The following is a 26725-nucleotide window of genomic DNA, read 5'->3' on the forward strand; positions in this document are numbered from 1 at the left end:
CGAAAGTAGTTGGGGGCTTCCCCCTGTGAGGATAGGACGTTGCCAGGCACTTGACCGATCTGCAGATTGCAGGTCGGTCTTTTTGTGTAATCATTTTAGAGGAAAAGGAGTTTTTTCATGAAACACGAACTTCCTATTGTACATGCACTTCAACGTCACTTAGATCGAACGCCCATCTCATGGCATGTTCCTGGTCATAAGAATGGAACATTGACACCTCTTCCTGACTTCTTTAAATGGGACGTCACAGAATTACCTGGTCTAGATGATTTTCATCATCCGGAAGAGGCCATTGCAGACGCGATAGCTTTGCTGCAAAAAGTCTACGGTGCAAAAGCGAGTCATTTCCTTGTGAATGGTTCGACCGTTGGGAACTGGGCGATGCTTGCCGCTACAGCAACAAGAGGAGAGCGTGTTTATGTACAGCGTAATTCCCATAAATCGGTGTTCAATGCGTTAGAATGGCTGGGGATCGAACCGATCTTTCTTGAACCAGACATCCATGAGGAAACGGGAATCAGTGGACATGTTTCACGTGAAACATTAAAGGAAGCGTTTACGAAATACCCAGGAGGAGTCGGCGTGTTTATCACTTCACCGACCTATTACGGGGAAGCAGCTGATATCACGTCACTCGTTCAGCTCACAGCGTCGCACGGGCTCCCTTTATTAGTGGATGAAGCACATGGTGCACACTTCGGTGAAGCATTTGGTGTACGCTCTGCATTTGAATTAGGAGCAACTGCTGTTGTCCAGTCTGCCCATAAAACACTTCCAGCACTGACGATGGGAGCATGGATGCATGAGCGATTTTCGGAAAAGATGAGAAGGAAATTACAGCGAGCACTTCAAGCGTTTCAGACCTCGAGTCCTTCATATTTACTACTGGCTTCATTAGACTACGCCCGTTCCTATCGTGAACAATGGACAGTTAAGGGTATGTCAGAGGTTCAAGCTAGTCATGATGCATTCATCGAAGCACTTCAACGGTTTGATCATATGACGGTTCTTCGCTTCGATGATTGGTCGCGGATGACATTAACGTATGAGGGATATTCAGGAGATGCGTTGCTGCACGCGTTACGAGCTGTTCAACTCGATGCGGAATTTGCTTTAGGAGATCACGTCGTCTGTATTTTGCCACTTCGTCTGCTAGCTAAGTCTGAGCAGGCTGACTGGGTCCACCGTGTCGAACGAGCCATTCAAATGATGAAATCAGAAGGAATTCCTTTGAAAAGGTATATCGAGCAACCAATTATGGGTAAAATACAGGTATCTGCTTTAGCTTGTTCTTATGAACAGTTAGAACAAGCAACAGGTACGTTCCGTCAGCTGGATGAGTGTATCGGTCATGTTTCACTCGAAACGATTATTCCGTACCCGCCAGGCATTCCGTTGATTGTCAGAGGCGAACGCATTACGGCGGAACAGGTACTACGTTTACGACATTATCAAACCGTAGCCGTTCATTTGCAAGGGGGCGAACAATTGCAACGAGGAGCGTTACGCGTCATAGAGGAAGGGTTTGAAGGATGAAAGGTACGTTCATTACTGTCGAAGGACCAGATGGTGCCGGTAAAACGACACAACTACAATTGCTTAGTGATGTGTTAAAAGAAAAAGGCTATAACGTCATGATGACCCGTGAGCCAGGTGGCACACGCGTTGGGAACGAAATTCGTTCGTTGATTTTGAATCCTGATTTTGAAGAGATGAAAGAGATGACAGAAATTCTGTTGTATGCAGCGTCTCGTGCCCAGCATGTCGAAGAATTGATTCGACCAGCGTTAGAGGCAGGCACAATCGTTTTATGTGACCGATTCGTTGATGCGTCACTTGCGTATCAAGGGTATGGTCTTGGACATCCGATTGATCTCGTGCGTCAAATCAATGATTCTGCAACAGGTGGATTAGCGCCAGACCGAACGTATTTATTTGATTTAACGGTAACGGATTCTAAAAAACGAATGATGGACCGGGGAGCACTTGATCGAATCGAGCAGCGAGATGATGCGTTTCGTGCCCGCGTCTATGAAGGTTTCCAACAGATTGCAGTATCGGATCCGGAACGGGTGCAAATCGTACAAGCCAATCGATCGATTGAAGCGATTCATCAGGACTTAGTGGAAGATGTCATTACGTATTTAGAAGAAAAGGAGAGATTCTCATGAAAATGGTCATTACGATCGTTCAAGATAAAGATAGCTTACGTTTAGCGGAAGCACTTGTCGAGCATGATTTCCGAGCAACGAAACTGGCAACGACAGGTGGTTTTCTTAAAGAAGGGAACACGACGTTCATGATTGGTGTACAGAGTGAGCGTCTCGATGATTTGTTACGATTGATCAAAAAGAACTGTTCGAGCCGCGAACAGATGGTCTCTCCAATCTCACCAATGGGTGGTCATGCCGATTCTTATATCCCGTATCCCGTTGAAGTCCAGGTAGGCGGGGCAACGGTCTTCGTCTTGCCAATCGAAGGGTTTCATCAATTCTGATGCAGACGTTTCATGAACTGGAACAGACACAATCGGTCATTTCGACGATTCTTCAAAATTCGTTACGGAACGATCGAATCAATCACGCTTATATCTTCACCGGAGACTATGAGCCGCTTCTACTTGAAGCGGCTCACTTGTTCGCGAAAAGCCTTTTTTGTGAGGCACCGGTCGATGTAGAACCGTGTGGTGTCTGTCGTAGCTGTCGGCGGATGGAAAGTGGCAACTTGGTCGATTATTATGAAATCGAACCAGATGGCGCGACCATCAAAAAAGAACAGATTCAACAATTGATGCATGATCTCTCACTCCGAGGACTCGAAGGCGATCGTCAGATTTATGTCATTACCCAGTCCCATAAGATGACTCCTCAGGCAGCGAACAGTTTGCTGAAGTTCTTTGAGGAACCGGGAGAAGGAAAAGTGGCCTTATTGTTGACGAATCAACCCCAGCTCCTTTTACCGACGATTCGATCGCGGGGACAGTTATTAAGTTTTCGTCCGGCGGATCGTCAAATGATTGGCGAGGTTTTATCTGAAAAAACGGGACGGGACCACGAGTTGACGCAATTGGCAGCGCGTGTCTATCCAAAAGTCGAGGATGCAGAAGAAGCATTACTCGAAGACTGGTTTGTAAATGCGCGAGCGTCAGTGTTACAATTGATGGAGGAATTAGCGAATCGTCCGGCTGATTTACCGCTGTTCGTACAAGAGAAATGGATGGGACAATTCAAGAACCGTCAGGATGTCCGAATCGGTCTTGAACTCGTCACCTGTTTCTTTGAGGATGTCTTACGTCTGAAACTGAATCCGGCGTGGGAAGGTATGACCTATACGAATAGTAAACCCCAACTTGAACAGATGGGGTCCAAGAGCCAGACGACGATCACCCGCTGGTTGCAAGCTGTGCTTGCCGCAGTAAGACGGGTCGAAGCGAATGTTAATCCCCAATTAACAGTTGAGCGTCTCATGTTTGACTTACAGAAAGGGTAGAGCGACATGCTAGAAGTAGTAGGCGTTCGCTTTAAAGAAGCGGGCAAAATTTATTATTTTGCACCTGGACAAGAGTCATTATCACGAGGACAAGCAGTCATCGTTGAGACGGTACGGGGCATTGAATATGGCGAAGTGGTCATCGCCGATAAACAAATGGACGAAGAAGATGTGGTGTTGCCACTGAAATCCATTCTTCGAATTGCTGACGATAAGGATGCAATGATCGTCCGCGAAAATAAAGTCGCAGCGCTTGATGCGCATGCGGTATGTGTCGAAAAAATCCGTGAACATAAACTCGATATGAAATTGGTCGATGTCGAGTACACGTTTGACCGCAATAAGGTCATCTTCTACTTCACGGCAGAAGGACGTGTCGATTTCCGTGAGCTCGTCAAAGATTTAGCGGCTGTCTTCCGGACACGCATCGAACTCCGTCAAATCGGTGTTCGGGATGAAGCGAAGTTACTTGGAGGCATCGGTCCGTGTGGTCGTGTCTTATGTTGTTCATCTTTCCTTGGTGAGTTCGAACCGGTCTCGATCAAGATGGCAAAAGATCAAAACCTGTCGTTGAATCCGACGAAGATTTCAGGAGTATGTGGTCGTTTGATGTGCTGCTTGAAATATGAGAACGATACGTATGAAGAGATGCGCCGTGATTTGCCGGACTACGGAAAACGTTTGACGGTACCTGAAGGCGAAGGACGCGTCGTTGGCTTGAACATCCTCGATCAAGTCGTTCAAATCGAACTGAAGGATCGTTCCCGCGTCTTGACGTATTCGATGGAAGAACTATTATCCGTTGGTGCCGTAAAACCAAAACGACCAAAAGAATAACGGGGTGCATACGCGTGGAGAGAGTCGATAAAAAAGAAATCATTACGCGTGTCGATGCGATTGAGCAACAGATTCATTTGCTGACTGAGCATCTGAGCGTGTTAAAGGATCAGCTGGCTTACATGATGGAAGAGAACCAACATCTGTATCTGGAGAATCATCATCTTCGGGAAAAAGTCGAACGCGATGAACAACAGCCGGTCACGGAAGCGGAAGAAGCGGAAGCGGGCGTCGGTGCGGGCTACGATAATCTCGGACGATTGTACCAGGAAGGGTTCCACATCTGTAACTTGCATTATGGACAAGTAAGAAAAGACGGCGATTGTCTCTTTTGCTTATCCATGTTAACGAAACATTGAGAGGCTGACTTCTACATGAGTCAGTCTTTTTTTCGGAAAGGAAGGCACGACATGTTTGAACTATTACCAGACGAACGACTTGATTATCTCTTAGGACAGGAAGGGAAAATCATTCAAAGTCCATCCGTCTTCTCGTATTCACTCGACGCGGCACTGCTCGCACGATTTGCGTGGGTCCCGATTCAACAAGGACGGATTGCCGATCTCTGTTCAGGAAACGGTGCAATTCCACTCTTTTTATCTTACCGGACGAAAGGGCAGATCACGGGTCTTGAAATCCAGCCGCGACTAGCGGAGATGGCACGACGGAGCGTCACCTTGAATGAACTGAACGACCGGATTGAGATGATTGAAGGGGACGTCAAAGAGGCGGGTACGCGTCTTGGATACGGCATCTATGATGCTGTCACCTGCAATCCACCTTATTTTTTAGCAAACGAGACATCGAACCAAAACCAAAGTGAACATTATACGATTGCAAGACATGAAGTCCTCTGTACCCTTGAAGACTGCATTCGAGGTGCATCTGATTTGTTGAAACAAGGCGGAAAGGCAGCGTTCGTTCATCGACCGGAACGACTGCTCGATATCGTTACCTTGATGCGGACGTATCGCTTGGAACCGAAACGGATGCAGCTGATTTATCCTAAAGCAGGGAAGGAAGCAAACATGCTGTTGATCGAGGGGATCAAGGATGCAAAACCTGGACTGAAGGTGCTCCCCCCATTCATCGTCTATGAGGCGGACAACTCGTATGCGGCTCAGATGAAGGAACTGTTCGATGTCTGAGCATGCAGTCTATATCGTTCGTTGCCAAGATGATACGTATTATACGGGTTACGCGGTAGACGTCACGCAACGCATCGCGACACATAACGCAGGTAAGGGTGCGAAGTATACACGTGCCCGTCTACCGGTCGTCCTCGTTCATCAGGAAGTTTTTGCGACGAAGTCAGAGGCAATGAAGCGGGAATATGCGATTAAACAATTAACCCGTTCACAAAAAGAACGGTTGATTCAAGGAGGAACCTCATGAAAGCGACGAGTAGCTATCAACAGCAAGGAGCCGGTCTCTATATCGTCCCGACACCAATCGGCAATTTAGAAGACATGACATATCGGGCAGTACGGATCTTACAGGAATCCGATATCGTCGCAGCAGAAGATACCCGGCAGACGATGAAACTGTTTCGACATTTTTCGATTGAGACGAAGCTTGTCAGTTATCATGAACACAATAAACAAACAAGCGGGGAACGACTCCTCGCTGATTTAGAAGCAGGAAAGCAAATCGCCCTCGTCTCCGATGCCGGTATGCCCGGTATCTCGGACCCGGGAAGCGACTTGATCCGCCAAGCGATTGCAGCAGACATTCCTGTCATCGTTCTTCCGGGTGCAAACGCTGCGTTGACCGCTCTTGTCGCGTCTGGTCTGTCGACAGAACGCTTTTTATATTACGGCTTTTTGCCACGGAAGAAAAAAGAACGTCGCGAAGCGTTGGAGCAATTGAAATACGAAACCGGAACGCTCGTCTTTTATGAAGCACCACATCGATTGAAAGAGATGTTACAAGGGATCGAGGAAGTACTCGGTGATCGCCAGGTGACGTTAGCCCGGGAATTAACAAAACGGTACGAGGAGTACATTCGGGGAAGCGTGAGTGAATTACGTGCTTGGGCAGCAGAAGACGTTCGAGGTGAGTTCGTCGTTCTTGTCGAAGGGTCAAATGAAGAACGACCTGATGCGGTCATTCAAGACAGTGATCCACTCGAGCAAATCCGTCGGTATATCGAAGAAGGCGAAAAGCCGAACGCGGCGTTGAAGCGTGTCGCAAAGGAACGGGGACTGGATCGTCAGGAACTATACCTTGCGTTTCACGAAGCAGATTAAAAAAAGGAAGCCCCGTCAGGAGCTTCCTTTTGTGTTTATTCGTTGCTTGCGTAATGACGATCGAGGAAATCTTTTAATTCAACGAGAACGCGTTGTGCGCCATCTGGTGAAAGAATCAATTTACCATCAGCCAATTTGAAGTTATCTTCTGATACTTCTCCTGTTACTTGGCAAGTCATGTTTGGTTTATATTTTTTAAGGATGATCTGTTCGTTGTCGACATAAATCTCGAGGGCATCCTTTTCTGCAATTTGAAGTGTACGGCGTAATTCGATTGGAATTACGACACGACCGAGCTCGTCTACTTTACGTACAATACCTGTTGATTTCATTTTGTTGTTCCTCCTTTGATGTCATGGATCTCTTTTTCTTTTGAAAAATCGTCAAAATTCGACATCGTTTCTATAGAATGTAGAATACTAGACTTTCCAAAAGTAGTCAACCAATCTGAATAGCTTGAAATCAAAATGTCATTTATTTCTCAAAAACACCATATTTGAAACGATTTATTAATGCATTTTCCCTTTTTAAAGGAAATGAAACTATAGAGTGTGTTTTTTTGTAATTTGATGTCTGATGTCAAAAAATGTTTCGATTCGACAAAAAGTGAGTTTCGACATCAGTCCCGTAACAGCGTATAATAGCCTATAATGAAGATGGAAATCAGAGAACGGAGGAATAACATGGCAAAGACATTTTATATCACGACCCCGATTTATTATCCAAGTGCAAAACTACATATCGGTCACGCGTACACGACGGTGGCTGGAGATGCGATGGCACGGTACAAACGACTTCAAGGATTCGACGTCCGGTATTTGACAGGTAGCGATGAGCACGGTCAAAAGATCCAGGAAAAAGCAGCAGAAGCAGGGATTTCGGAACAGGCATTCGTCGACGGTGTCGTCGAACAGATTAAAGTCTTATGGGATCGTCTCGACATTTCGTACGATGATTATATCCGGACGACAGAACCACGTCACAAGAAAGTCGTCGAAAAAGTGTTCGAGACACTTCTTGAATCGGGCGATATCTATTTAGGTGAATACGAAGGTTGGTATTCGATTCCGGATGAGACGTACTATACGGAATCACAACTCGTCGACGGGAAGAGCCCTGACAGTGGACACCCGGTCGAACTCGTTCGCGAAGAATGTTACTTCTTCCGGATCAGTAAGTACGCGGACCGTCTGCTGGAGTACTTTGAAGCGAATCCGTCATTCATCTTGCCAGAATCACGTAAACACGAAATGATCAATAACTTCATTAAACCAGGTCTTCAAGACTTAGCGGTCTCACGGACGACATTCAACTGGGGTGTACAAGTCCCGTCGAATCCAAAACACGTCGTCTACGTCTGGATCGATGCGTTGACGAACTACATCTCGTCACTTGGTTATGGTACAGACGATCACGGTAACTTCGATAAGTACTGGCCAGCAGATGTCCATCTCGTCGGAAAAGAAATCGTTCGTTTCCACACGATCATCTGGCCCGCACTCTTGATGGCGCTTGACCTCCCATTACCGAAGAAAGTCTTCGCACATGGTTGGTTGTTGATGAAAGACGGAAAAATGTCGAAATCAAAAGGGAACGTCGTCGATCCGATTCCATTGACGGATCGCTACGGTCTCGACGCTCTTCGTTACTACCTCTTACGGGAAGTGCCATTCGGTTCGGACGGTATGTTCACACCTGAAGCATTCGTTGAGCGGATGAACTATGATTTAGCGAACGATCTCGGGAACTTACTTAACCGGACGATCGCGATGGTCACGAAATACTTTGATGGTGAGATCCCAGCCTATACAGGTAACGTGACACCGTTTGATGCGACTCTGTCGGATCTTGCAAAAGAAACGGTCACGAAAGTCGAAGCATCGATGGAACACATGGAATTCTCTGTCGTACTGTCGAATATTTGGCAATTGATCAGCCGTGCCAATAAATACATTGATGAGACACAACCGTGGGTGCTTGCAAAAGACGAATCCAAAACGGCGGAACTCGGTTCTGTCATGGTGCATCTCGTCGGCGTCTTGCGTCACGTGGCGATCATGTTACAACCGTTCATGACGCGTTCACCAAAAGAGATCTTCGCGCAACTGGGTCTCTCTGGACAAGCGATGGACTGGGCAGCGCTCGAGAAATTCGCAGACATCGCACCAGGAACGAAAGTCGGTACAGCGACACCAATCTTCCCACGTCTCGACGTCAAAGAAGAAGTCGAAGCAATCGTCGACATGATGCGTCAAGCTTCTGCAGCACGTGTTGAGGAAGTTGAAGAAGAAGACGAAGATATTCGTCCAGAAACGACAATCGATGTCTTTGACCAGATCGAATTACGTGTCGGTGAAGTCGTGACGGCTGAAAAGATCAAAAAAGCGAAAAAACTATTGAAGCTACAAGTCGATATGGGCAAAGAAACACGCCAAATCGTCTCTGGTATCGCTCAGTGGTATGAGCCGGAAGATTTAGTCGGACGAAAAGTCATTGTCGTGGCGAACTTAAAACCGGTCACGTTACGTGGCGAACTCTCACAAGGAATGGTCCTTGCTGCTGAAAAAGCAGGAAAACTTGAACTAGCGACGGTCCCGTCAACGATGGCGAACGGCGCAAGCGTAAAATAAAACCGATGCCTGTGGACTTCATGTCACAGGCATTTTTTTAAAGAAGGAGTCGAACAGCTATGTTAATCGATACACACACTCACTTGAATGCAGACCAATTTGCGGACGACGTCCACGAGACGATCGAGCGGGCACGCGCGAACGGTGTCTCACCTATGATCGTCGTCGGATTTGATCATAAGACGATTGATCGTGCGATGGAACTCGTCGAAGCGTACGATGATCTTTATGCGGTCATCGGCTGGCATCCCGTCGACTCGATTGATTTTGACGAGGAAGCGTACCAAAAGGTCGAACGGTTGATGGATCACGAAAAAGTCGTCGCGCTCGGAGAAATCGGGCTCGACTATCACTGGGATACGTCACCGAAAGATGTGCAGCAGGAAGCTTTCCGCAAACAGATCCGGCTCGCGAAGCAGAAAAAGAAACCGATCGTCATCCATAACCGGGAAGCGACAGAAGATACGTTACGGATCCTTGAAGAAGAGGATGCAAAAGAAGTCGGAGGGATTCTGCATAGCTACAGCATGAGTGCTGAATTATTACCACGATGCCTGGCGATGAACTTCTATATTTCACTCGGAGGTCCCGTTACGTTCAAGAATGCGAAGATGCCGAAACGTGTCGCGCAGGAAGTTCCGCTCGATCGTCTACTCGTTGAGACGGATTGTCCGTACCTGACACCAACACCGCACCGCGGTAAACGCAACGAACCGGCTTACGTCCGATTCGTCGCCGAAGAGATCGCGCAGCTCCGTGGCATGATGTATGCTGACGTCGAAGCAGCGACGACGGAAAATGCAAAACGGGTCTTCCGTTTGCCATGATGCGTTCGTTGACGTTCATTACGATCGGGTGCAGCCTGCTACTTGCGGCTGCGCTCGTCTATGGGATGATGGATCATCCACAAACCGTGACTGTCTTGATTGATGGTCAAGAACAGCAAATTGAAACGACAGCTGACTCTGTCTATGGAGCACTTGAAGAAGCCGGTATTACGACGCGTGACAATGATGTGATTGAACCGGCGCTCAGTGCTGACCTGCCGAAAAAACGATTAATCGTCATTCAGCGGGCGAAAGAAATCACGCTGATCATGGGCTACGGTGAGTCCCGTCGGGTTCGGACGCAGGCACGCCAAGTGAAGGATTTGCTTGCAGAACGCGGCATCAAAAAAGCGGAGACGGATGATATTTATCCGTCGTCTGACGCTGTGTTGACGAACGGAATGACCGTTCGGTACCGGGAAGCTTTTCCCGTTGATCTCGTCGTTGGTGGAAAAGCCCGACAAATCTACACGTATGAGACGTCAGTTCGGGAATTGTTAGCACGGGAAGGAGTCCGTCTGCAAAAGGAAGACCGGGTCGCTCCGGATCCCGATACCCGCGTGACGGAAGGAACGTTGATCACGGTCAACACGACACGTCGTGCGACGTTGACGCAAGAACAGCTCGTGCCGTTTGAGATTGAAGAAGTCGAGGATCCAACTCTACCGGAAGGCGAACAACTCGTGACGGCATCAGGTCGTCCGGGTGTCCGAACGAAAAAGTATCAATTGACGCTCGCTGACGGTCTCAGTAAAGAGAAAAAACTGATTGGTGATCAAGTGACGCAAAAACCGATCAAACAAGTCGTCAAAGTTGGAACCAAGCCGGTTGAGACACCTGTTGAAGCACCAGTCTTCAACGAAGAACAGGCGACGAATCCACTAGCTGAAACACCGAAAGCTGATGCAGATCTTGATTTTTCAAGTGCGAAGAGCTTGATGGTCGAAGCGACGGCGTACACGAACGACCCAGCTTCGAACGGCAGTCGTTTGTACAACGGACGTGCCTTGACCGCGACCGGGTATGACGTGACGGATACGATCACCTATCAAGGGATGCCGATCATCGCGGTTGATCCGAAAGTCATTCCGCTCGGAACGAAAGTCTACGTCGAAGGAGTGGGGCTTGCGATCGCTCTCGATACCGGTGGCGCCATCAAAGGCAATAAGATCGATGTCTTGGTCGACGGAGAACAAACAGCGAAGACGTTCGGTCGAAAACAACTGCAAGTCTGGGTCATTCCTAGTGCAACGGAAGCGGACACGTGACGCTTCCTTGTTTTTTTCGTGGAAACAGGTACAATTACGAGAGTGTTTGAAGAAGGTGGAGAGATCATGCGGAAACGCTTAAAAGAAGTCATCGTCGTCGAAGGACGAGATGATACGACACGATTACAAGAAGTCTTTGATGTCGATACAATTGAAACGAACGGCTCAGCCGTTAATGAACAAACGATGCAACGCATCGAGAAGGCACTGGAACGACGCGGTGTCATCATTTTCACGGATCCTGATTTTCCAGGAGATCGTATCCGTGCCCGAATCAATGAGCGCGTACCAGGCTGTAAACATGCCTATCTTCCGCGTGCCCAAGCAAAAGATAAACGAGGAAAAATCGGTGTAGAACATGCCTCACCTGCCGCAATCGAAGAGGCGCTCGCTGCTGTCTATGAGACGGAAGAAGCACCGATTGCTGAAGTGACACGTGAAATGATTCTAGCAGCCGATTTGATTGGTGGACCAGCAGCCTCGATCCGTCGTCGTCGTCTCGGTCAGATTCTTGCGATTGGTGAACCAAATGCAAAACAACTCGTCAAACGCGTCGCATCGATCCGGATCACGCGGGCGGAATGGGAAGCGGCGTTGAAACAATTAGAGGAGGAAGAAGTTTGAAAGACATTGCTACATTGCACCGGACGAAGGAAATTTTAGCGAAACATGGCTTTTCGTTTAAAAAATCGTTGGGACAAAACTTTTTAATCGATTTAAACGTATTAGGAAACATCGTCGGGGCAGCTGGATTAACACCTGAAAGCGGCGTACTCGAGATCGGACCAGGAATCGGCTCACTGACAGAACAATCAGCGAAACAGGCGAAAAAAGTCGTCGCTCTTGAAATCGATCAACGGTTGCTACCGATTCTTGACGATACACTTTCACCGTATCCTCACACGAAGGTCATTCACGGCGATGCCCTTGAACTGGATCTTTCGACGATCGTCGCAGAAGAGTTCACGCAAGAAGGCATCACTGACATTGCTGTCGTCGCGAACCTCCCATATTACGTCACGACACCGATCATCATGCGGATTCTCGAAGCGAAAGCACCGTTTCGGACGCTCGTCATGATGATTCAAAAGGAAGTCGCTGAACGAATCGGTGCAAAACCGGGCACGAAAGCATATGGTTCTCTATCGATCGCGATTCAATATTATGCAGAAGCTGAAGTCTGCTTCACGGTTCCAAAACAAGTCTTCATCCCAGCACCAAACGTTGATTCAGCTGTCATCCGTTTGAACATTCGAAAAGAGCCAGCGGTACAGACACAGGATGAGGCCCTCTTCTTCGAAATCGTCCGAGCAAGTTTTGCACAACGTCGGAAAACGATTTTGAACAACTTGACGACACACTTCGGGAAGACGGAAAAGGCGGCGGTCGAAGCGGCATTGTTAGAAGCTGGAATCGAACCACGTCGTCGCGGAGAAACGCTCAGCCTGCAGGAATTCGCACAGTTAGCGGATGCACTTTTGCCAATTAAAAAACGTTGACGGATACGATTAGAACAGATATAATATTTCCCCTTTCTAATTTTTATTTAATATGCTATAATAAATATTAGTGAGGTGAAGCGTATGCCAAAGACGTTGAACGAAATCAGACATGTTTTCGAAACACATGTTGGTGAAAGACTGACGCTAAAAGCAAGCGGCGGTCGTAAAAAGGTCGTAACCCGAATCGGAACGCTCGTTGAGACGTATCCTTCGGTGTTTGTAGTCAAGCTAGACGCAGAGCGCCACAATGTCGAGCGAGTTTCTTATAGCTACGCCGACGTGCTAACAGACTCCGTACAAATCGAATTTGCGAATTCGTAAACTTACCTTCCGAAGCGGACAAAATGTTCGCTTCTTTTTTTGTGGAAAGGTTGATACAATTCCTACAGGAAACGAACTAGAGGAGGAACGGCACGATGACGATTATTGTAAAGGCTCCGGCCAAGATCAACCTAGTCCTGGATGCGACGGCAAAGCGCCCGGACGGCTATCACGATGTACATATGGTGATGACGACAGTCGATTTGGCAGACCGTCTAGAATTGACGGAGCTGCCGTCAGGAGAAATTCGAATGAATGCCCAGCATGCTTACGTTCCGAACGACGAACGTAATCTTGCGTATAAAGCAGCAGCAATCTTAAAAGAAAAATACGACGTCAAGACAGGGGTCGAAATCTTCTTAGAAAAACACATCCCGGTCGCAGCGGGACTTGCAGGTGGTTCTAGTGACGCGGCAGCGACATTACGTGGTTTGAACGAGTTATGGCAACTTGGCTTGACGCTGGAAGAGTTGGCGGAAGTCGGGGCAGCGGTTGGCTCTGACGTCCCATTTTGTGTCATGGGAGGAACGGCGATTGCAACGGGTCGCGGAGAGAAGCTAGAAAAACTTGTCTCACCACCCCCATGCTGGGTTGTTCTTGCTAAACCGACGATTGGTGTCTCGACGGCTGACGTCTATGGTGCTCTTGACTTGAACACGGCAAAACGTCCGAACGTCGAAGCGATGATCGATGCGGTGAAGGCGCAAGATTTCCAAGGCATTTGCCAGTCACTCGGTAATGTTCTCGAATCGGTCACGTTGCCGATGCACCCGGAAGTCGAGCAGATCAAGGAATTCATGGCGAGTTGTGGCGCAGAAGGCGTCTTGATGAGCGGAAGTGGTCCGACGGTCTTTGCGTTGACGGAACACGAGAATCGGGCACAACGTCTCTATAATGGATTACGCGGCTTTTGTAACGAAGTCTACGTCGTTCGTCTTTTAGGCGAAAACCATTGATAATATCCGTATGAAAATGATATATTCACTATTGAATATTCGGAATTACGGAGAGGTGGAACAAAACAAATGAAAATTCGGAGAAGTGGTCGATTGGTCGACATGACGCGGTACTTGCTTGACCATCCCCATCATCTCGTCTCATTGACGATTTTTGCAGAACGCTATAAATCGGCGAAATCGTCGATCAGTGAGGATTTAGATATCGTCAGCGAGATGTTAGAACATGAGGGAACGGGTCGTCTCGTCACGGTACCAGGTGCTGCGGGTGGCGTCATGTTCATCCCAACGTGGAGCAGTAAGAAGGCGTTACCGTTCATCGACGATCTATGTGAACGTGTCGCACGTCCAGATCGACTGTTGCCAGGGGGATACCTTTATTTGACGGACTTACTCGGGGATCCGAAGATGGTCAAACAAATGGGGCAAGTGTTTGCATCTGTCTTTAGCCAAAAGAAAGTCGATGTCGTCATGACAATCGCGACGAAAGGGATTCCACTTGCTTATGCGGTCGCTGAGCAACTTGGTGTGCCGTTCGTCATCGTGCGTTCGGATAGTCGTGTCACAGAAGGATCAACGGTCAGTATCAACTATGTCTCAGGGTCTTCAAAAGCGATCCGAACGATGGCACTTGCGCGTCGGAGTTTACCACGCGGGGCGAACGTCTTATTGATCGATGACTTCATGAAAGCCGGCGGAACGATTCGCGGAATGATGAGTCTCTTGAGCGAGTTCGAAGCAAAGGTCGCAGGTGTGGGTGTCTTGATCGAGGCAGAGGGTGCCGAGAAGAAGATGGTCAACGAATACGTCAGCTTAATGAAATTAGCGGACGTCGACGTCGATCTTGGTCAAATTCAAGTCAAGCGTGGAAACGTCGATCACTATTTCTCGGAAGCAGAGACTACCTGAAATTGACAGCCGCATGGATTGTAACTATACTGTAATTATCAAACTTTTGGAAATTATGCGTAAAAAGATTGGGAAAGACTAAACCTTTGTTTGTTTTAAGCCGTAAGTAGAAGTAGACAACGAAGAGTTGTGATAACGGTTAAAGGGGTGCGGACAAAATGAACGTTACGGACGTTAAAATTCGTCGCGTCGTGGCAGAGGGTCGAATGAAAGCACTTGCCTCTATTACGCTCGACCACGAATTCGTGGTACATGATTTGCGTGTGATCGAAGGGAACAGTGGTCTCTTCGTCGCCATGCCAAGCAAACGAACGCAAGAAGGTATCTTCCGGGATGTCGCTCATCCAATCAATGCATTAATGCGAAAAAAGGTCGAAGATTCAGTACTCGAAGCCTATGCGGCACGTGAGGATCAAGAAGAAGGCCTCGGTTACGAAGTCTCTTCTGCCCAAACGACAGATCAAGCATAAGAAAAAGACAGGTTTTCTCTTCTTGGGAAAACCTGTCTTTTTTCTCGTTTTTTCCTCGATTCCGCTTCGTCCCATCATTGAATAACGATGCCATTTTCGTTATAGTTGGAACGAGTGTACTATTTCAGAACGAAATCAACACTAATTTACGTGGAGGAGCGACAAGGATGAATCATTTCGCGGTAATTCTAGCAGCGGGTAAAGGAACTCGGATGAAATCGAAGCTTTACAAAGTACTTCACCCAGTCGCTGGGAAACCTATGGTACAGCACGTCGTCGATCAATTAGCGACGCTCGGCGTCAAGCGACAGGTCGTCATCGTCGGTCACGGTGCGGAATCCGTCAAAGAAGTGCTTGGCACATCGGTGGAATACGCACTTCAAAGTGAGCAGCTTGGCACAGGTCATGCTGTTCAAATGGCAGAACCCGTACTCGGGAACGAACAGGGAGCAACACTCGTCGTCTGTGGCGATACACCACTCTTGACGAGCGACACACTAGCTTCGTTGTTACAACATCATACGGAGACGAACGCAAAAGTGACTGTCTTGACGGCGCTCGCTGACGATCCGACAGGTTACGGACGAATCGTGCGTGGCGAAGATGGAAACGTCTCGAAAATCGTTGAGCATAAGGATGCGAATGCAGAAGAGCTTGCACTTCGGGAAATCAATACCGGTACGTATGTATTTGATAACGAGATGTTGTTCGCGACGCTGAAGCAGGTCAAGAACGATAACGCACAAGGTGAGTATTACTTACCAGATGTGATTGAGATTGCAAAAGCAGCAGGCGAAACAATCGCAGCGTACGCGGCACCTACGTTCGAAGAGACAATCGGTGTCAACGATCGCGTCGCACTTGCGCAAGCGGAAACATCGATGCGTAAGCGGACGAACGAGTACTGGATGCGTCAGGGTGTCACATTCGTTGACCCGTCTTCGACGTATATCGGACCGGACGTCACGATTGGTTCAGATACTGTTCTTTATCCGGGAACGCAATTACTCGGTCACACGGTCATTGGTTCAGAATGTACGATTGGTCCGAACTCGGATATCCGCAATAGTGAAGTGGCAGATGGTGCCATTGTTCGTCAATCCGTCGTCACGGATAGCAAGATTGGTCCAGCGGCACAAGTCGGTCCATTCGCGCATTTACGTCAGCAAGCGGTTCTCGGTGCGAACACACGCGTCGGAAACTTTGTTGAGATCAAGAAATCAACATTTGGCGAAGGTAGCAAATCAGCACACCTGAGCTATGTCGGAGATGCGACGATCGGAGAGAACGTCAATCTCGGTTGTGGATCAATCACGGTCAACTACGATGGAAAAAATAAATTCCAGACGATCATTGAGGACGATGCCTTCATCGGCTGTAACGTCAACTTGATTGCACCGGTCACGGTCGGCAAGAACGCCCTTGTTGCTGCCGGATCAACCGTCACGGATGATGTGCCGGAAAACGGTCTCGCGATCGCACGGGAACGTCAAACGACGAAACCTGATTATCGTTAATTCATTACTTGTCGCTCTACTCGTCTAAACCCAAACAAATGGAGGCCACCTACACATGTCTACTGTCTTAGAACATGAAATTCGTATTTTCGCACTCAACTCGAACAAACCACTGGCAGAGGAAATCGCTAAAGTCATCGGAATCCCGGTGAGCGAAAGTTCAGTCAAACACTTCAGTGATGGCGAAATTTCGATGAACATCGAAGAAAGTGTCCGAGGGGATGATATTTACATCATTCAATCGACAAGCCAACCAGTCAACGAAAACCTGATGGAACTTCTCATCATGATCGATGCACTGAAACGGGCGTCTGCACGGACAATCAACGTCGTCATTCCATATTACGGTTATGCGCGTCAAGACCGCAAAGCACGTTCACGTGAGCCAATCACGGCGAAACTCGTTGCGAACTTGCTTGAAGTAGCAGGGGCGACACGCGTCGTGACGATGGATCTCCATGCAGCACAAATCCAAGGGTTCTTCGATATTCCAGTAGATCAATTGATGGGTGTACCGCTTCTCGCTTCATACTTCGAGAAAAAGAACATCGATCCAAACGAACTCGTCATCGTTTCTCCAGACCATGGCGGTGTCACACGGGCACGTAAATTAGCAGAACAACTAAAAGCACCGATCGCGATCATCGACAAACGCCGTCCGAAACCGAACGTCGCAGAAGTCATGAACATCGTCGGTCAAGTCGATGGCAAGATTGCCATCATCATCGATGACATCATCGATACAGCGGGTACGATCACACTTGCAGCGAACGCTTTGATCGAAAACGGAGCGAAACAAGTCTATGCATGTTGTACACACCCTGTTCTTTCGGGTCCAGCAATGGAGCGAATCGAGAACTCAGCGATCGAAGAACTCGTCGTCTTGAACACGATCGACTTGACACAACGCGAATGTGCAAGCAAAATCAAACAAATCTCTGTGGCACGCTTGCTTGCAGAAGCAATCATCCGTGTACACGAACAGAAATCAATCAGCCCGCTCTTCAGCTGATTGCTTGATGCATACGAACGACGTGGTCCGGTTTATTGAAATCGGACCCTTGTTCGTTTACTTTTTTAAATAGAAATGAGGAATCGATATGAAATGTATCGTCGGATTAGGGAATCCTGGAGCGAAGTATGCGAACACGCGCCACAACATCGGTTTTCTTGCGATTGATGCCTTAGCGGAGAAGCACGGGATCAAGCTTTCAGAATCGAAGTTTAAAGCCCTCTTCGGAACGGGAATGATAAACGGAGAACGTGTCGTGCTCGTCAAGCCATTGACGTATATGAACTTATCAGGTGAAGCGGTGCGGCCGTTACTTGATTTCTATAAAATCGCGGTCGAAGATGTGCTCGTCATCTATGACGATCTGGACTTGCCGCTTGAGAAACTACGGTTGCGTTCAAAAGGTAGTGCAGGCGGTCATAACGGCGTCAAGTCCTTGATCCAGCACCTCGGTACGCAGGAGATCAAGCGCCTTAAGCTCGGCGTCGGTCGACCACCGGCACCCATCCAAGTCATTGACTGGGTGTTGATGAATTTTTCGAAGGCGGAGCAAGGAAGTCTGCAACACGTACTCAATGCGTCTGTCGATGTAGCGACGGACTTCATAGACACACCGTTTCTCGCTTTGATGAATCGGTATAACTGAACGCAACGCTTTGGGGTTCCAAAGCGTTTTTGCTGTCGTGTTTTAGGAGGAAGAAGATGAAACAATTACAAGAACTCTTACTAGCGATTCCTGAAATCAAGACGGTTCGGGAACGTTTCCGGGACGGTGTCAACGCTCAGTTGATCACCGGTCTGATGAACAGTGGGAAAGCATTGTTCGTAGCCGGGATTTATCAGGAGACGAAACGTCGGTTCGTACTCGTGACACATAACATGTTCCAAGCACAAAAACTGTACGATGATTTGATTGAACTCGTACCGGAAGAAGACGTCATGCTCTATCCGGTCGATGAGACGTTAGCAGCAGAACTTTCTTATGGCGCAAGTCCAGAACTGCGGGCGACGCGGATCGAGACCCGTCATCGTTTACTGACGACGGATGACGGAATTTTGATCATTCCGCTCGTCGGTTTACGTCGATATGTTCCGGATGCACAGACATTCCTGTCACACGTCAAACAAGTGAAGCCGGGCGACATCTTATCGATTCCGGACTTTATCCAAGATTTAGTCGATGCGGGGTACGAACGGACAGCGACCGTGACGACGCCCGGTGAGTTTGCTGTTCGCGGAAGTATCATCGATATTTATCCGCTCACGGTCGAACGCCCGTACCGGCTCGATCTATTCGACGAGGAAGTCGACTCGATCTATACATTCGATGCGGAGACCCAACGTTCGCTCGGTGTCGTCGCAGAAGCATGTTTGATGCCAGCAGCGGAACACTTCGCGACGAAGGATCAGTTGAAGGACGCGGGTGAAAAAGTCCGTCGTCTTTATGAGGCGACGAAAGAGCGCGTCCAAAGTACGGAGGTCCTCGCGGCACTTGAAGAGGGAATCGCCTATGACGTCGAGTTGTTAGAAAACGGCGATCGTCCGAAACAGTTCGCGAAGTATGCACCGATTCTCTACACGTCGACGCTACGTCAAGACGTGAGGGGAAGCGTCTTGATCGTCGATGAAGTCGCACGGGTCGAAGAAGCGGCGGAAGTCCAGGATGCAGAGGAAGCAGAATGGATGGCGTCTCTCATTGAACGCGGACAAAGTGTCAGTGATTACGTCCTGTCCGTTCCGATGGCACATGTCTTTGAAGGACAGCCCTTGTTGTACCTATCGCTCTTACCGACTCGCCGGAGTGGAGTACCGGAAAGTGCGGCAATCCATTTCAGCATCAAACCGATTGCACCGTTCCATGGTCAGATGGAACGCCTGAAGCAAGAAGTCGAGCGATATCGTCGCGCGGACATGTGGATGGTCTTCTTAGCGAGTAACCGAGAACGTGCCGAGCGGATGCGTCAGACGTTGTCCGACTATGGGGTCGAAGCGTCGATCGTAACAAAAGAAGGCATCACTCGTGGTCAACCCGCGATTCTGATTGGCGGAATCCATGGTGGATTCGAGATGACGAATGCGCGCCTCGTCGTCATCACGGAAGAAGAAGTCTTCAAGCAACCGGCGCGTCGCCGGAAGCAAACGACGAAGCTGACGAACGCTGAACGGATCAAGAGCTACCAAGAATTGAAGACAGGCGATTACGTCGTTCATATTCATCATGGGATTGGACGATACCACGGCATCAAGACGATTGATGTAGCCGGTAATCATCAGGATTATCTCCATCTCGTTTACGCGGGAGAGGACTCGTTGTATGTTCCTGTCGATCAAATCGACTTGATTCAAAAGTATGTCGGCGCTGAAGGAAAAGAGCCGAAGATCTATAAACTCGGTGGAACGGAATGGAAAAAGGTCAAAGCGAAGGTCCAGAAATCGGTCGAGGATATTGCTGATGAGTTGATCAAGCTCTATGCGGCTCGTGAAGCTGCCGTCGGTTTTGCGTTCCCAGAGGACGACGATAACATGCAAGCATTCGAGGCTTCGTTCCCGTATGAGGAAACGGTCGATCAATTGCGATCGATTGCTGAAATCAAGAAGGATATGGAACGTCCGCGTCCGATGGATCGTCTATTATGTGGCGACGTCGGGTATGGGAAAACGGAAGTTGCGATTCGAGCGGCGTTCAAAGCGGTCATGTCTGGAAAACAAGTCGCGTTACTCGTACCGACGACCGTCCTTGCGCAACAACACTACGAAACGATGCTTGAGCGATTCAGTGAATGGCCGATTCGTGTGTCGGTCATGAGCCGGTTCCGTTCGCCAGCAGAATTAAAGGCGACGAAACAAGGATTGAAAGAGGGAACGATCGATGTCGTCGTCGGGACACACCGTGTGCTGTCGAAAGACGTTCAGTTCGCTGATATCGGATTGTTGATCATTGATGAAGAGCAACGATTCGGCGTGAAACACAAAGAGCGTCTGAAACAGTTGAAGACGAACGTTGACGTCTTGACGTTGACGGCGACACCGATTCCACGGACATTGCACATGTCGATGATTGGGATCCGCGATCTCTCGGTCCTTGAGACCCCACCTGAAAACCGTTATCCGGTCCAGACGTATGTCATGGAATACGACGGAATCGTCATGCGAGAAGCACTTGAACGAGAACTTGGCCGGGGTGGACAAGCGTTCTTCCTGTATAACCGGGTCGAAGGCATCGAGCGAAAGGCAGAAGAGATTCGCGCGCTCGTACCGGAAGCACGGATTGTCACGGCGCACGGTCGGATGACGGAAACCGAACTCGAGAGTCAGTTGATCGCGTTCTTCGAAGGGGACGCGGATGTTCTTGTCAGTACGACGATCATCGAGACAGGAATCGACATTCCGAACGTCAATACGTTGATCGTTCATGACGCGGATCAAATGGGCTTATCGCAGCTGTATCAATTGCGCGGTCGTGTTGGTCGATCAAGTCGCGTTGCTTATTCGTACTTTACGTACCGTCCGCAAAAACGATTGACGGAAGTAGCAGAAAGTCGTCTACAGGCGATCAAGGAATTCACGGAGCTCGGTAGCGGCTTTAAGATCGCGATGCGCGACTTATCGATTCGTGGTGCCGGGAACTTACTCGGTTCCCAACAATCGGGCTTCATCGACTCCGTTGGTTTCGATCTTTATTCGCAGATGCTCGCAGAAGCGGTTGAAGAACGCAAAGAACGGATGAAAGGTAAAAAACGCGTCCAGAAATTCGTACCCGAGTTCACGTTCAGTCTTGATGCGTATATTCCATCACACTACATGACGGACTCCGAGCTGAAAATCGAGTTCTATAAACGCTTGAAATATGTCGATACCGTCGATAGTCTCGAACAACTTGAAACAGAGATGCTTGAACGATTCGGTGAGTTCCCTGATGAGGTTGCGCGTTTGATCCAATTGACACGGATGCGGATTTTTGCCGAGCGGGCGCGTGTCGAACGCGTCAAACAAACCGATCCGAAAATCGAGATCGTCTTGTCGCTTCAAGCAACACAGCAGCTTGACGTGGCGGACTTCGTTAAATGGACCGTTCCGCTTGGGCGTGGTCTAGGGATGGGACAACAAGAACAGAAACTCGTCTTGACCCTGAACCGCAACAAGCAGTCGACGCAACAGATGACGATGCAGGCAGAACAGTTGCTAGCAGAGCTTGATCGTCGGCTCGTCGCACGATGAATAGACGAACGATTGCGCAAGGCGCAGCACTGCTTGCGATCTCTAGTTATATCTCGAAACTGCTCAGCTTCTTTTACCGGATTCCGTATCAGAACCTTGCTGGTGATTTCGGATTGTATGTCTATCAGACGGTCTATCCCTTATTCGCGATAGCGGCAGCGCTTGGGATTTATGCGCTGCCCGTCATCGTGGCGAAGTTGACGCTACATCATCCAGATGAAAAACGGGAAGTTTTGTGGTCGATTTTTTATGTCTTGCTTGCGATGACGGTTTTCTTTGGTCTGCTCGGATGGTGGATTGCTCCGACACTGGCGGGGTGGTTCGGCGATGCAAAACTGGTCGTGCCCCTGCGTGCGGTGACGTGTACGTTTTATTTACTACCCGTGATTGCTGTTCTGCGAGGCATGTTTCAAGCGGATCTTGAGATGCGACCAACAGCTGTATCCCAAGTCTCTGAAAATGCCGTCCGTGTCGGACTTTTGTTGCTCGTGACGTATATCGGCGTCTCGATGCAGGCTGACCCCTACTGGATTGGTGCAAGTGCCCATCTGACAGCAATCGGTGGCAGCATCGTTTCGTTATTCGTCCTGTTACGTTTTGCGAAAGGAAAGATCGGTCGCCCTGTGTTTTCAAGTATTCACGTACGACGAGTCGGGAAAGTGCTCGTGACAAGCGGGGTGGCGGTCAGTATCGCCTCACTTGCTTTATTGCTGATGCAATTGATCGATGGATTGACGTTCGTTAACCTACTTGGCAATACGACGGAGACAAAAATTGAAAAAGGGGTGCTCGACCGTGGGTATCCGTTACTCCAATTCGCGATTCTGTTTGCGACATCGATGAGTCTTGCGAGCGTTCCGTCCTTATCGACCGCATACCGTAAACACGATCCACAGTTGATGCGTCAACAACTCGAGACATTACTCCGTTCCGGTCTGTTGATTGCCGCTGCAGCGACGATCGGACTAATGGGTGTGATGCGTCCGCTCAATATTGCGTTATATCAAGATGACCAGGGAACAGCAGGGTTGATTTGGCTCGCGGCGACGGCATTTGCTGCTTCGATTGCGATGATGATCATCTCTTGTCTCCAGTCGGTCGATGCTGAAAAATATGCGCTCGTTGGTGTTCTTGTCGGATTAGGGGCGAAGCTCGCTCTGAATCTCTATTTCATTCCCCGATATGGTATGATCGGGGCGGGTATGGCGACATTTGGCGGCTTTGCCGTCATGGCGGCAGCACAATGGACTTTATTAAACCGAAAGTTCGGTCGCGTATCGGCAGGAAACACGTTCTACCGACGACTGGTCTTACCTGTGCTCGCCATGGGTGTGTTTCTGTATCTGATCGAAACGTTCTTCCAGCTGTTTGAGCTTGAGACACGAATCGGTGCGGCACTCGAAGTCGGCGTCCTTGTCGTCGGTGGTGCCATCATTTATGGCAGTATGGCATTACGCGTCCGTGCATTAACAGAACAAGAGTGGGCGCTATTGCCTTTAGGAGATAAGTTATATCAGATGTACCAACGTAGGAGGAGCATATGACACACCGAATTACGATCGTCGGCCTTGGCGTCGGCGAACTCGAACAATTGCCGTTTGGCATCTATCGATTATTAAAAAACACGACACAACCCATCTATTTACGGACAATGGATCATCCAGTCGTTTCAGAACTCGCAGCAGAGGGAATGAACTTTACATCATTTGACTCGGTTTACGAACGACATAGTCGGTTTGAAGACGTATACACAGAAATCGTTGAGGAATTGCTTCGTCTCTCAAAGACGACGGACATCATCTATGCCGTCCCAGGTCATCCGCTGGTCGCTGAGAGCACCGTCCAACAGTTATTAGAGCGGACAGACGCGATCGACGTTGTAGGCGGACAAAGTTTTCTTGATCCGATGTTCGCGGCGCTTGGCGTGGATCCAATTGAAGGATTCCAGTTGCTTGATGCGACGGCGTTTGCCGTCGATGAAGCACAGATCCGTCAACATCTGCTGATTGGACAAGTCTATGATGCGCTCGTCGCCGGTGATTTAAAGGTTCAGCTGATGGAACGTTATCCGGACGAACATTTGGTCACTCTTGTCACGGCAGCGGGGACAAGCAAACAAACCGTCCAAAGCGTACCGTTATACGAACTCGATCATGTGACGACGCTTAGTAACTTGACGACAGTTTATGTTCCGCCTGTCACGGATGAGCAGACGTTGAACCGTGATTTCGCGACATTAAAAGAAATCATCGCGCGATTACGCGGTGAAGGTGGTTGTCCGTGGGATCAAGAGCAGACGCATGAGTCCTTAAAACGTCATTTAATCGAAGAATCTTACGAATTACTGGAAGCAATCGACCTTCAGGACGATAACTTAATGATAGAAGAGCTAGGAGACGTCCTCTTACAGGTCATGCTCCACGCACAAATTGGTCTAGATGAAGGGTATTTTGATATTCGAGACGTCATCGGAAGTGTCAGTGATAAGATGATTCGTCGCCATCCACATGTCTTCGGGGAAGCGACTGTCGATTCTTCAGCAGACGTCGTTTCGAACTGGCAAGACATCAAAGCACAAGAAAAACCGGAGCGGACTTCCTTGCTCGATGGCGTGACGAAAGGAGCACCTGCCTTGATGCGCGCAGAAGACATTCAAAAGAAAGTGGCGAAAGTCGGTTTTGAATGGAGTGACGTCGAGGGTGCACTTGAAAAAGTAATCGAAGAGTTACGTGAATTGAAGGAAGCCACACCAGAAGAACGACTAGGTGAATTCGGAGACGTTCTGTTTTCGATGACACTCGTCGGGAAATACCTTGGTCTCTCGGCAGAAGAGGGGCTACAACAGACGAATGATAAATTCATCCGTCGCTTTACGCGAATGGAACAACTAGCGGACCGACCGCTCGTTGAGATGACGCTTGAAGAGCAAGATTCACTCTGGCATCAAGCGAAGCAGGAGGAACAGTCATGAGACTTGATAAATTTTTAAAAGTATCGCGTCTGATCAAACGACGGACGCTTGCCAAAGAAGTAGCCGATCAAGGTCGCATCACGATCAATGGTAATGTGGCGAAAGCAAGTAGCACGGTAGCAGCAGGTGATGAGATGACGATCCGGTTCGGAAACAAGATCGTCACAGTTGCGATTTCGAGCATTAAAGAACATGCCAAAAAAGAAGAAGCGTCTGATATGTATGAGATCATCCGTGAAGAAAAGGTGAATTCCGAAGAATCGATGTAATTTACCTGAAAAAGGAAGTATACTAAAGAGTGTCAGGGATGACCACTCAGAAAGAGGAGGGATGATATGCCAACACCGCTCGAATCAGGGCGTCCAGCGCCAAAGATCAAGCCGCTCAATGACCGTAAGAAGCAGTTGAGTCAGAATGCCATCGAAAACCGTCGACGCCTCAAAAATCGCTTTTTCCTGTGTCTGACCGTCTTTTTGCTCATCTTTTCCCTCATGGGGTGGTCATACATGGAAAAACGGCAATTGATCGCTGAACAAAAGCAGTCGTTTCAAGTCGCTGAACAAGAGCAGACGAAAGCGAAAAAAGAGACCGCCCGTCTGAAGGAAGAAATCAATCGTCTCAATGATAAAGAGTATGTAGCGAACTTAGCTCGGAGCGAGTTGCTCTATTCGAAAAAAGGGGAAACGATCTTCTACTTTTCACCGGAAGACTAATTGAAGGTTGCCGATTGATTGAAAAAAGAATGAATCACTCGTATAATAAGAAACGAATCAACTAAAAAGGAGCAATACAATTTATGTCGATTGAAGTAGGCAGCAAAGTGCAAGGGAAAGTAACAGGCATCACGAATTTCGGAGCGTTCGTTGAGTTACCAACAGGGAAAACTGGTCTTGTTCACATCAGTGAAGTGGCAGATTCTTACGTTAAAGACATCAATGATGTGTTGACGGTTGGTCAAGAAATCACCGTCAAAGTCTTAAGTGTTGAAAACGATGGTAAGATCGGTCTTTCCATCAAAAAAGCCGTCGATCGTCCAGAAGGCGAACGTCCTCGTCCTGCACGTCAGTTCGACCGTGGACCACGTCCAGCAGGACAAGATCGTGGACCACGTTCGTTCGATAACAAAGGACCACGTGGAGGCGGTAACCGTGGAGGCTTCAACAAAGGCGGCCGTGGTACACCACCACCGCGCAAAGAACAATCGTTCGATACGCTGATGTCTAGTTTCCTGAAAGATAGTGAAGATCGTCTTGCTACATTGAAACGTCAAACGGATTCAAAACGTGGCGGACGCGGCGCAAAACGTCAATAACTTGCTGACCTGTTCTTTATAAGAATAGAGATGGAATGACGCCGTTCATTCCATCTTTTATTTTTTTGAAATTATTTTTAGAAAAAGCGTTGACTTTCATTTGACCTGCCCGTATTATAGAAAATGTGCTTAAGACGCACGAGTTAAAAATATGGCGGTGTAGCTCAGCTGGCTAGAGCGTACGGTTCATACCCGTGAGGTCGTGGGTTCGACTCCCTCCGCCGCTACCATATTTTT

28 protein-coding genes and 1 tRNA gene are annotated in these 26725 nt (G+C 48.5%); 28 read left to right on the plus strand and 1 reads right to left on the minus strand.

The window, feature by feature from the left end:
* Positions 1 to 117: 117 nt before the first annotated feature.
* From KNQ11_RS16240 to rsmI, 9 genes are read left to right on the plus strand one after another with little or no spacing between them, the layout of a single operon-like run.
* Positions 118 to 1536: an aminotransferase class I/II-fold pyridoxal phosphate-dependent enzyme gene (locus KNQ11_RS16240; RefSeq protein ID WP_214772634.1), complete on the plus strand. Its 1419-nt coding sequence runs from the start codon at positions 118 to 120 to the stop codon at positions 1534 to 1536.
* Positions 1533 to 2171 (plus strand): dTMP kinase, encoded by a 639-nt coding sequence (tmk, locus tag KNQ11_RS16245; RefSeq protein WP_214772636.1) that lies wholly within the window; start codon positions 1533 to 1535, stop codon positions 2169 to 2171. The genes KNQ11_RS16240 and tmk overlap by 4 nt, the downstream gene beginning before the upstream one ends.
* On the plus strand, positions 2168 to 2497 hold the full coding sequence (locus KNQ11_RS16250; protein ID WP_023466519.1) for a cyclic-di-AMP receptor: 330 nt from the start codon (positions 2168 to 2170) through the stop codon (positions 2495 to 2497). Before tmk ends, KNQ11_RS16250 begins: the two co-directional genes overlap by 4 nt.
* On the plus strand, positions 2497 to 3489 hold the full coding sequence (locus KNQ11_RS16255; RefSeq protein ID WP_050677360.1) for a DNA polymerase: 993 nt from the start codon (positions 2497 to 2499) through the stop codon (positions 3487 to 3489). The genes KNQ11_RS16250 and KNQ11_RS16255 overlap by 1 nt, the downstream gene beginning before the upstream one ends.
* Before the next feature lie 6 nt (positions 3490 to 3495).
* On the plus strand, positions 3496 to 4326 hold the full coding sequence (locus KNQ11_RS16260) for a PSP1 domain-containing protein (RefSeq protein ID WP_029343044.1): 831 nt from the start codon (positions 3496 to 3498) through the stop codon (positions 4324 to 4326).
* 8 nt (positions 4327 to 4334) lie between these two features.
* A complete protein-coding gene (yabA, locus tag KNQ11_RS16265; protein ID WP_119182633.1) occupies positions 4335 to 4685 on the plus strand; it encodes a DNA replication initiation control protein YabA in 351 nt (116 codons plus the stop codon).
* Between the two features lie 51 nt (positions 4686 to 4736).
* The gene (locus tag KNQ11_RS16270) at positions 4737 to 5474 is read left to right on the plus strand and encodes a tRNA1(Val) (adenine(37)-N6)-methyltransferase (RefSeq protein ID WP_214725615.1); all 738 of its coding nucleotides are present in this window, start codon (positions 4737 to 4739) and stop codon (positions 5472 to 5474) included.
* On the plus strand, positions 5467 to 5721 hold the full coding sequence (locus tag KNQ11_RS16275; protein WP_023466528.1) for a GIY-YIG nuclease family protein: 255 nt from the start codon (positions 5467 to 5469) through the stop codon (positions 5719 to 5721). The genes KNQ11_RS16270 and KNQ11_RS16275 overlap by 8 nt, the downstream gene beginning before the upstream one ends.
* Complete coding sequence (gene rsmI, locus KNQ11_RS16280) at positions 5718 to 6575, plus strand: 16S rRNA (cytidine(1402)-2'-O)-methyltransferase (RefSeq protein WP_195866262.1); 858 nt, start codon at positions 5718 to 5720, stop codon at positions 6573 to 6575. The genes KNQ11_RS16275 and rsmI overlap by 4 nt, the downstream gene beginning before the upstream one ends.
* A 35-nt stretch (positions 6576 to 6610) precedes the next feature.
* On the opposite strand, the gene KNQ11_RS16285 is transcribed toward rsmI, so the two are convergent.
* Positions 6611 to 6907: a transition state genes transcriptional regulator AbrB gene (locus tag KNQ11_RS16285; protein ID WP_023466531.1), complete on the minus strand. Its 297-nt coding sequence runs from the start codon at positions 6905 to 6907 to the stop codon at positions 6611 to 6613.
* A 351-nt stretch (positions 6908 to 7258) separates the two neighbouring features.
* On the opposite strand from KNQ11_RS16285, the gene metG reads away from it, so the two are divergent.
* The 19 genes from metG to KNQ11_RS16380 all read left to right on the plus strand — a co-directional run bounded on the left by metG (position 7259) and on the right by KNQ11_RS16380 (position 26718).
* On the plus strand, positions 7259 to 9205 hold the full coding sequence (metG, locus tag KNQ11_RS16290; protein WP_214772638.1) for a methionine--tRNA ligase: 1947 nt from the start codon (positions 7259 to 7261) through the stop codon (positions 9203 to 9205).
* Positions 9206 to 9264: 59 nt separating this feature from the next.
* Positions 9265 to 10032 (plus strand): TatD family hydrolase, encoded by a 768-nt coding sequence (locus tag KNQ11_RS16295; protein WP_023466535.1) that lies wholly within the window; start codon positions 9265 to 9267, stop codon positions 10030 to 10032.
* Positions 10029 to 11300: a 3D domain-containing protein gene (locus KNQ11_RS16945; RefSeq protein WP_214772644.1), complete on the plus strand. Its 1272-nt coding sequence runs from the start codon at positions 10029 to 10031 to the stop codon at positions 11298 to 11300. Before KNQ11_RS16295 ends, KNQ11_RS16945 begins: the two co-directional genes overlap by 4 nt.
* Positions 11301 to 11366: 66 nt before the next feature.
* The gene (gene rnmV, locus KNQ11_RS16305; protein ID WP_064301045.1) at positions 11367 to 11924 is read left to right on the plus strand and encodes a ribonuclease M5; all 558 of its coding nucleotides are present in this window, start codon (positions 11367 to 11369) and stop codon (positions 11922 to 11924) included.
* Positions 11921 to 12799 (plus strand): 16S rRNA (adenine(1518)-N(6)/adenine(1519)-N(6))-dimethyltransferase RsmA, encoded by an 879-nt coding sequence (rsmA, locus tag KNQ11_RS16310; RefSeq protein ID WP_023466540.1) that lies wholly within the window; start codon positions 11921 to 11923, stop codon positions 12797 to 12799. The genes rnmV and rsmA overlap by 4 nt, the downstream gene beginning before the upstream one ends.
* Positions 12800 to 12883: 84 nt before the next feature.
* On the plus strand, positions 12884 to 13123 hold the full coding sequence (locus KNQ11_RS16315) for a Veg family protein (RefSeq protein ID WP_012368950.1): 240 nt from the start codon (positions 12884 to 12886) through the stop codon (positions 13121 to 13123).
* A gap of 95 nt (positions 13124 to 13218) precedes the next feature.
* Positions 13219 to 14079, plus strand: coding sequence for a 4-(cytidine 5'-diphospho)-2-C-methyl-D-erythritol kinase (gene ispE, locus KNQ11_RS16320; RefSeq protein WP_023466542.1), 861 nt, complete (start codon positions 13219 to 13221; stop codon positions 14077 to 14079).
* 69 nt (positions 14080 to 14148) lie between these two features.
* Positions 14149 to 14988: a pur operon repressor gene (gene purR / locus KNQ11_RS16325; RefSeq protein WP_023466544.1), complete on the plus strand. Its 840-nt coding sequence runs from the start codon at positions 14149 to 14151 to the stop codon at positions 14986 to 14988.
* A gap of 158 nt (positions 14989 to 15146) precedes the next feature.
* On the plus strand, positions 15147 to 15458 hold the full coding sequence (spoVG, locus tag KNQ11_RS16330) for a septation regulator SpoVG (RefSeq protein WP_064301046.1): 312 nt from the start codon (positions 15147 to 15149) through the stop codon (positions 15456 to 15458).
* A 167-nt stretch (positions 15459 to 15625) separates the two neighbouring features.
* A complete protein-coding gene (gene glmU, locus KNQ11_RS16335; protein WP_214772646.1) occupies positions 15626 to 16975 on the plus strand; it encodes a bifunctional UDP-N-acetylglucosamine diphosphorylase/glucosamine-1-phosphate N-acetyltransferase GlmU in 1350 nt (449 codons plus the stop codon).
* A 55-nt stretch (positions 16976 to 17030) separates the two neighbouring features.
* A complete protein-coding gene (locus tag KNQ11_RS16340) occupies positions 17031 to 17987 on the plus strand; it encodes a ribose-phosphate diphosphokinase (RefSeq protein WP_012368955.1) in 957 nt (318 codons plus the stop codon).
* An 88-nt stretch (positions 17988 to 18075) separates the two neighbouring features.
* The gene (gene pth, locus KNQ11_RS16345) at positions 18076 to 18633 is read left to right on the plus strand and encodes an aminoacyl-tRNA hydrolase (RefSeq protein ID WP_023466549.1); all 558 of its coding nucleotides are present in this window, start codon (positions 18076 to 18078) and stop codon (positions 18631 to 18633) included.
* A 56-nt stretch (positions 18634 to 18689) separates the two neighbouring features.
* Positions 18690 to 22205, plus strand: coding sequence for a transcription-repair coupling factor (mfd, locus tag KNQ11_RS16350; protein WP_214772648.1), 3516 nt, complete (start codon positions 18690 to 18692; stop codon positions 22203 to 22205).
* Positions 22202 to 23749, plus strand: a complete 1548-nt coding sequence (locus tag KNQ11_RS16355; RefSeq protein ID WP_214772649.1) for a putative polysaccharide biosynthesis protein — start codon at positions 22202 to 22204, stop codon at positions 23747 to 23749. The genes mfd and KNQ11_RS16355 overlap by 4 nt, the downstream gene beginning before the upstream one ends.
* Positions 23746 to 25176, plus strand: a complete 1431-nt coding sequence (gene yabN, locus KNQ11_RS16360; protein ID WP_214772650.1) for a bifunctional methyltransferase/pyrophosphohydrolase YabN — start codon at positions 23746 to 23748, stop codon at positions 25174 to 25176. The genes KNQ11_RS16355 and yabN overlap by 4 nt, the downstream gene beginning before the upstream one ends.
* A complete protein-coding gene (locus KNQ11_RS16365) occupies positions 25173 to 25445 on the plus strand; it encodes an RNA-binding S4 domain-containing protein (protein WP_023466556.1) in 273 nt (90 codons plus the stop codon). Before yabN ends, KNQ11_RS16365 begins: the two co-directional genes overlap by 4 nt.
* A gap of 66 nt (positions 25446 to 25511) precedes the next feature.
* Positions 25512 to 25889 (plus strand): FtsB family cell division protein, encoded by a 378-nt coding sequence (locus tag KNQ11_RS16370; protein ID WP_023466557.1) that lies wholly within the window; start codon positions 25512 to 25514, stop codon positions 25887 to 25889.
* Between the two features lie 83 nt (positions 25890 to 25972).
* A complete protein-coding gene (locus KNQ11_RS16375; RefSeq protein ID WP_023466558.1) occupies positions 25973 to 26488 on the plus strand; it encodes a S1 domain-containing RNA-binding protein in 516 nt (171 codons plus the stop codon).
* A gap of 153 nt (positions 26489 to 26641) precedes the next feature.
* Positions 26642 to 26718, plus strand: a tRNA-Met gene (locus KNQ11_RS16380).
* The last annotated feature ends 7 nt before the right edge of the window (positions 26719 to 26725 follow it).

Origin of the sequence: Exiguobacterium sp. s39 (assembly GCF_018618925.1) — a bacterium.
Classification (GTDB): domain Bacteria; phylum Bacillota; class Bacilli; order Exiguobacteriales; family Exiguobacteriaceae; genus Exiguobacterium_A; species Exiguobacterium_A abrahamii.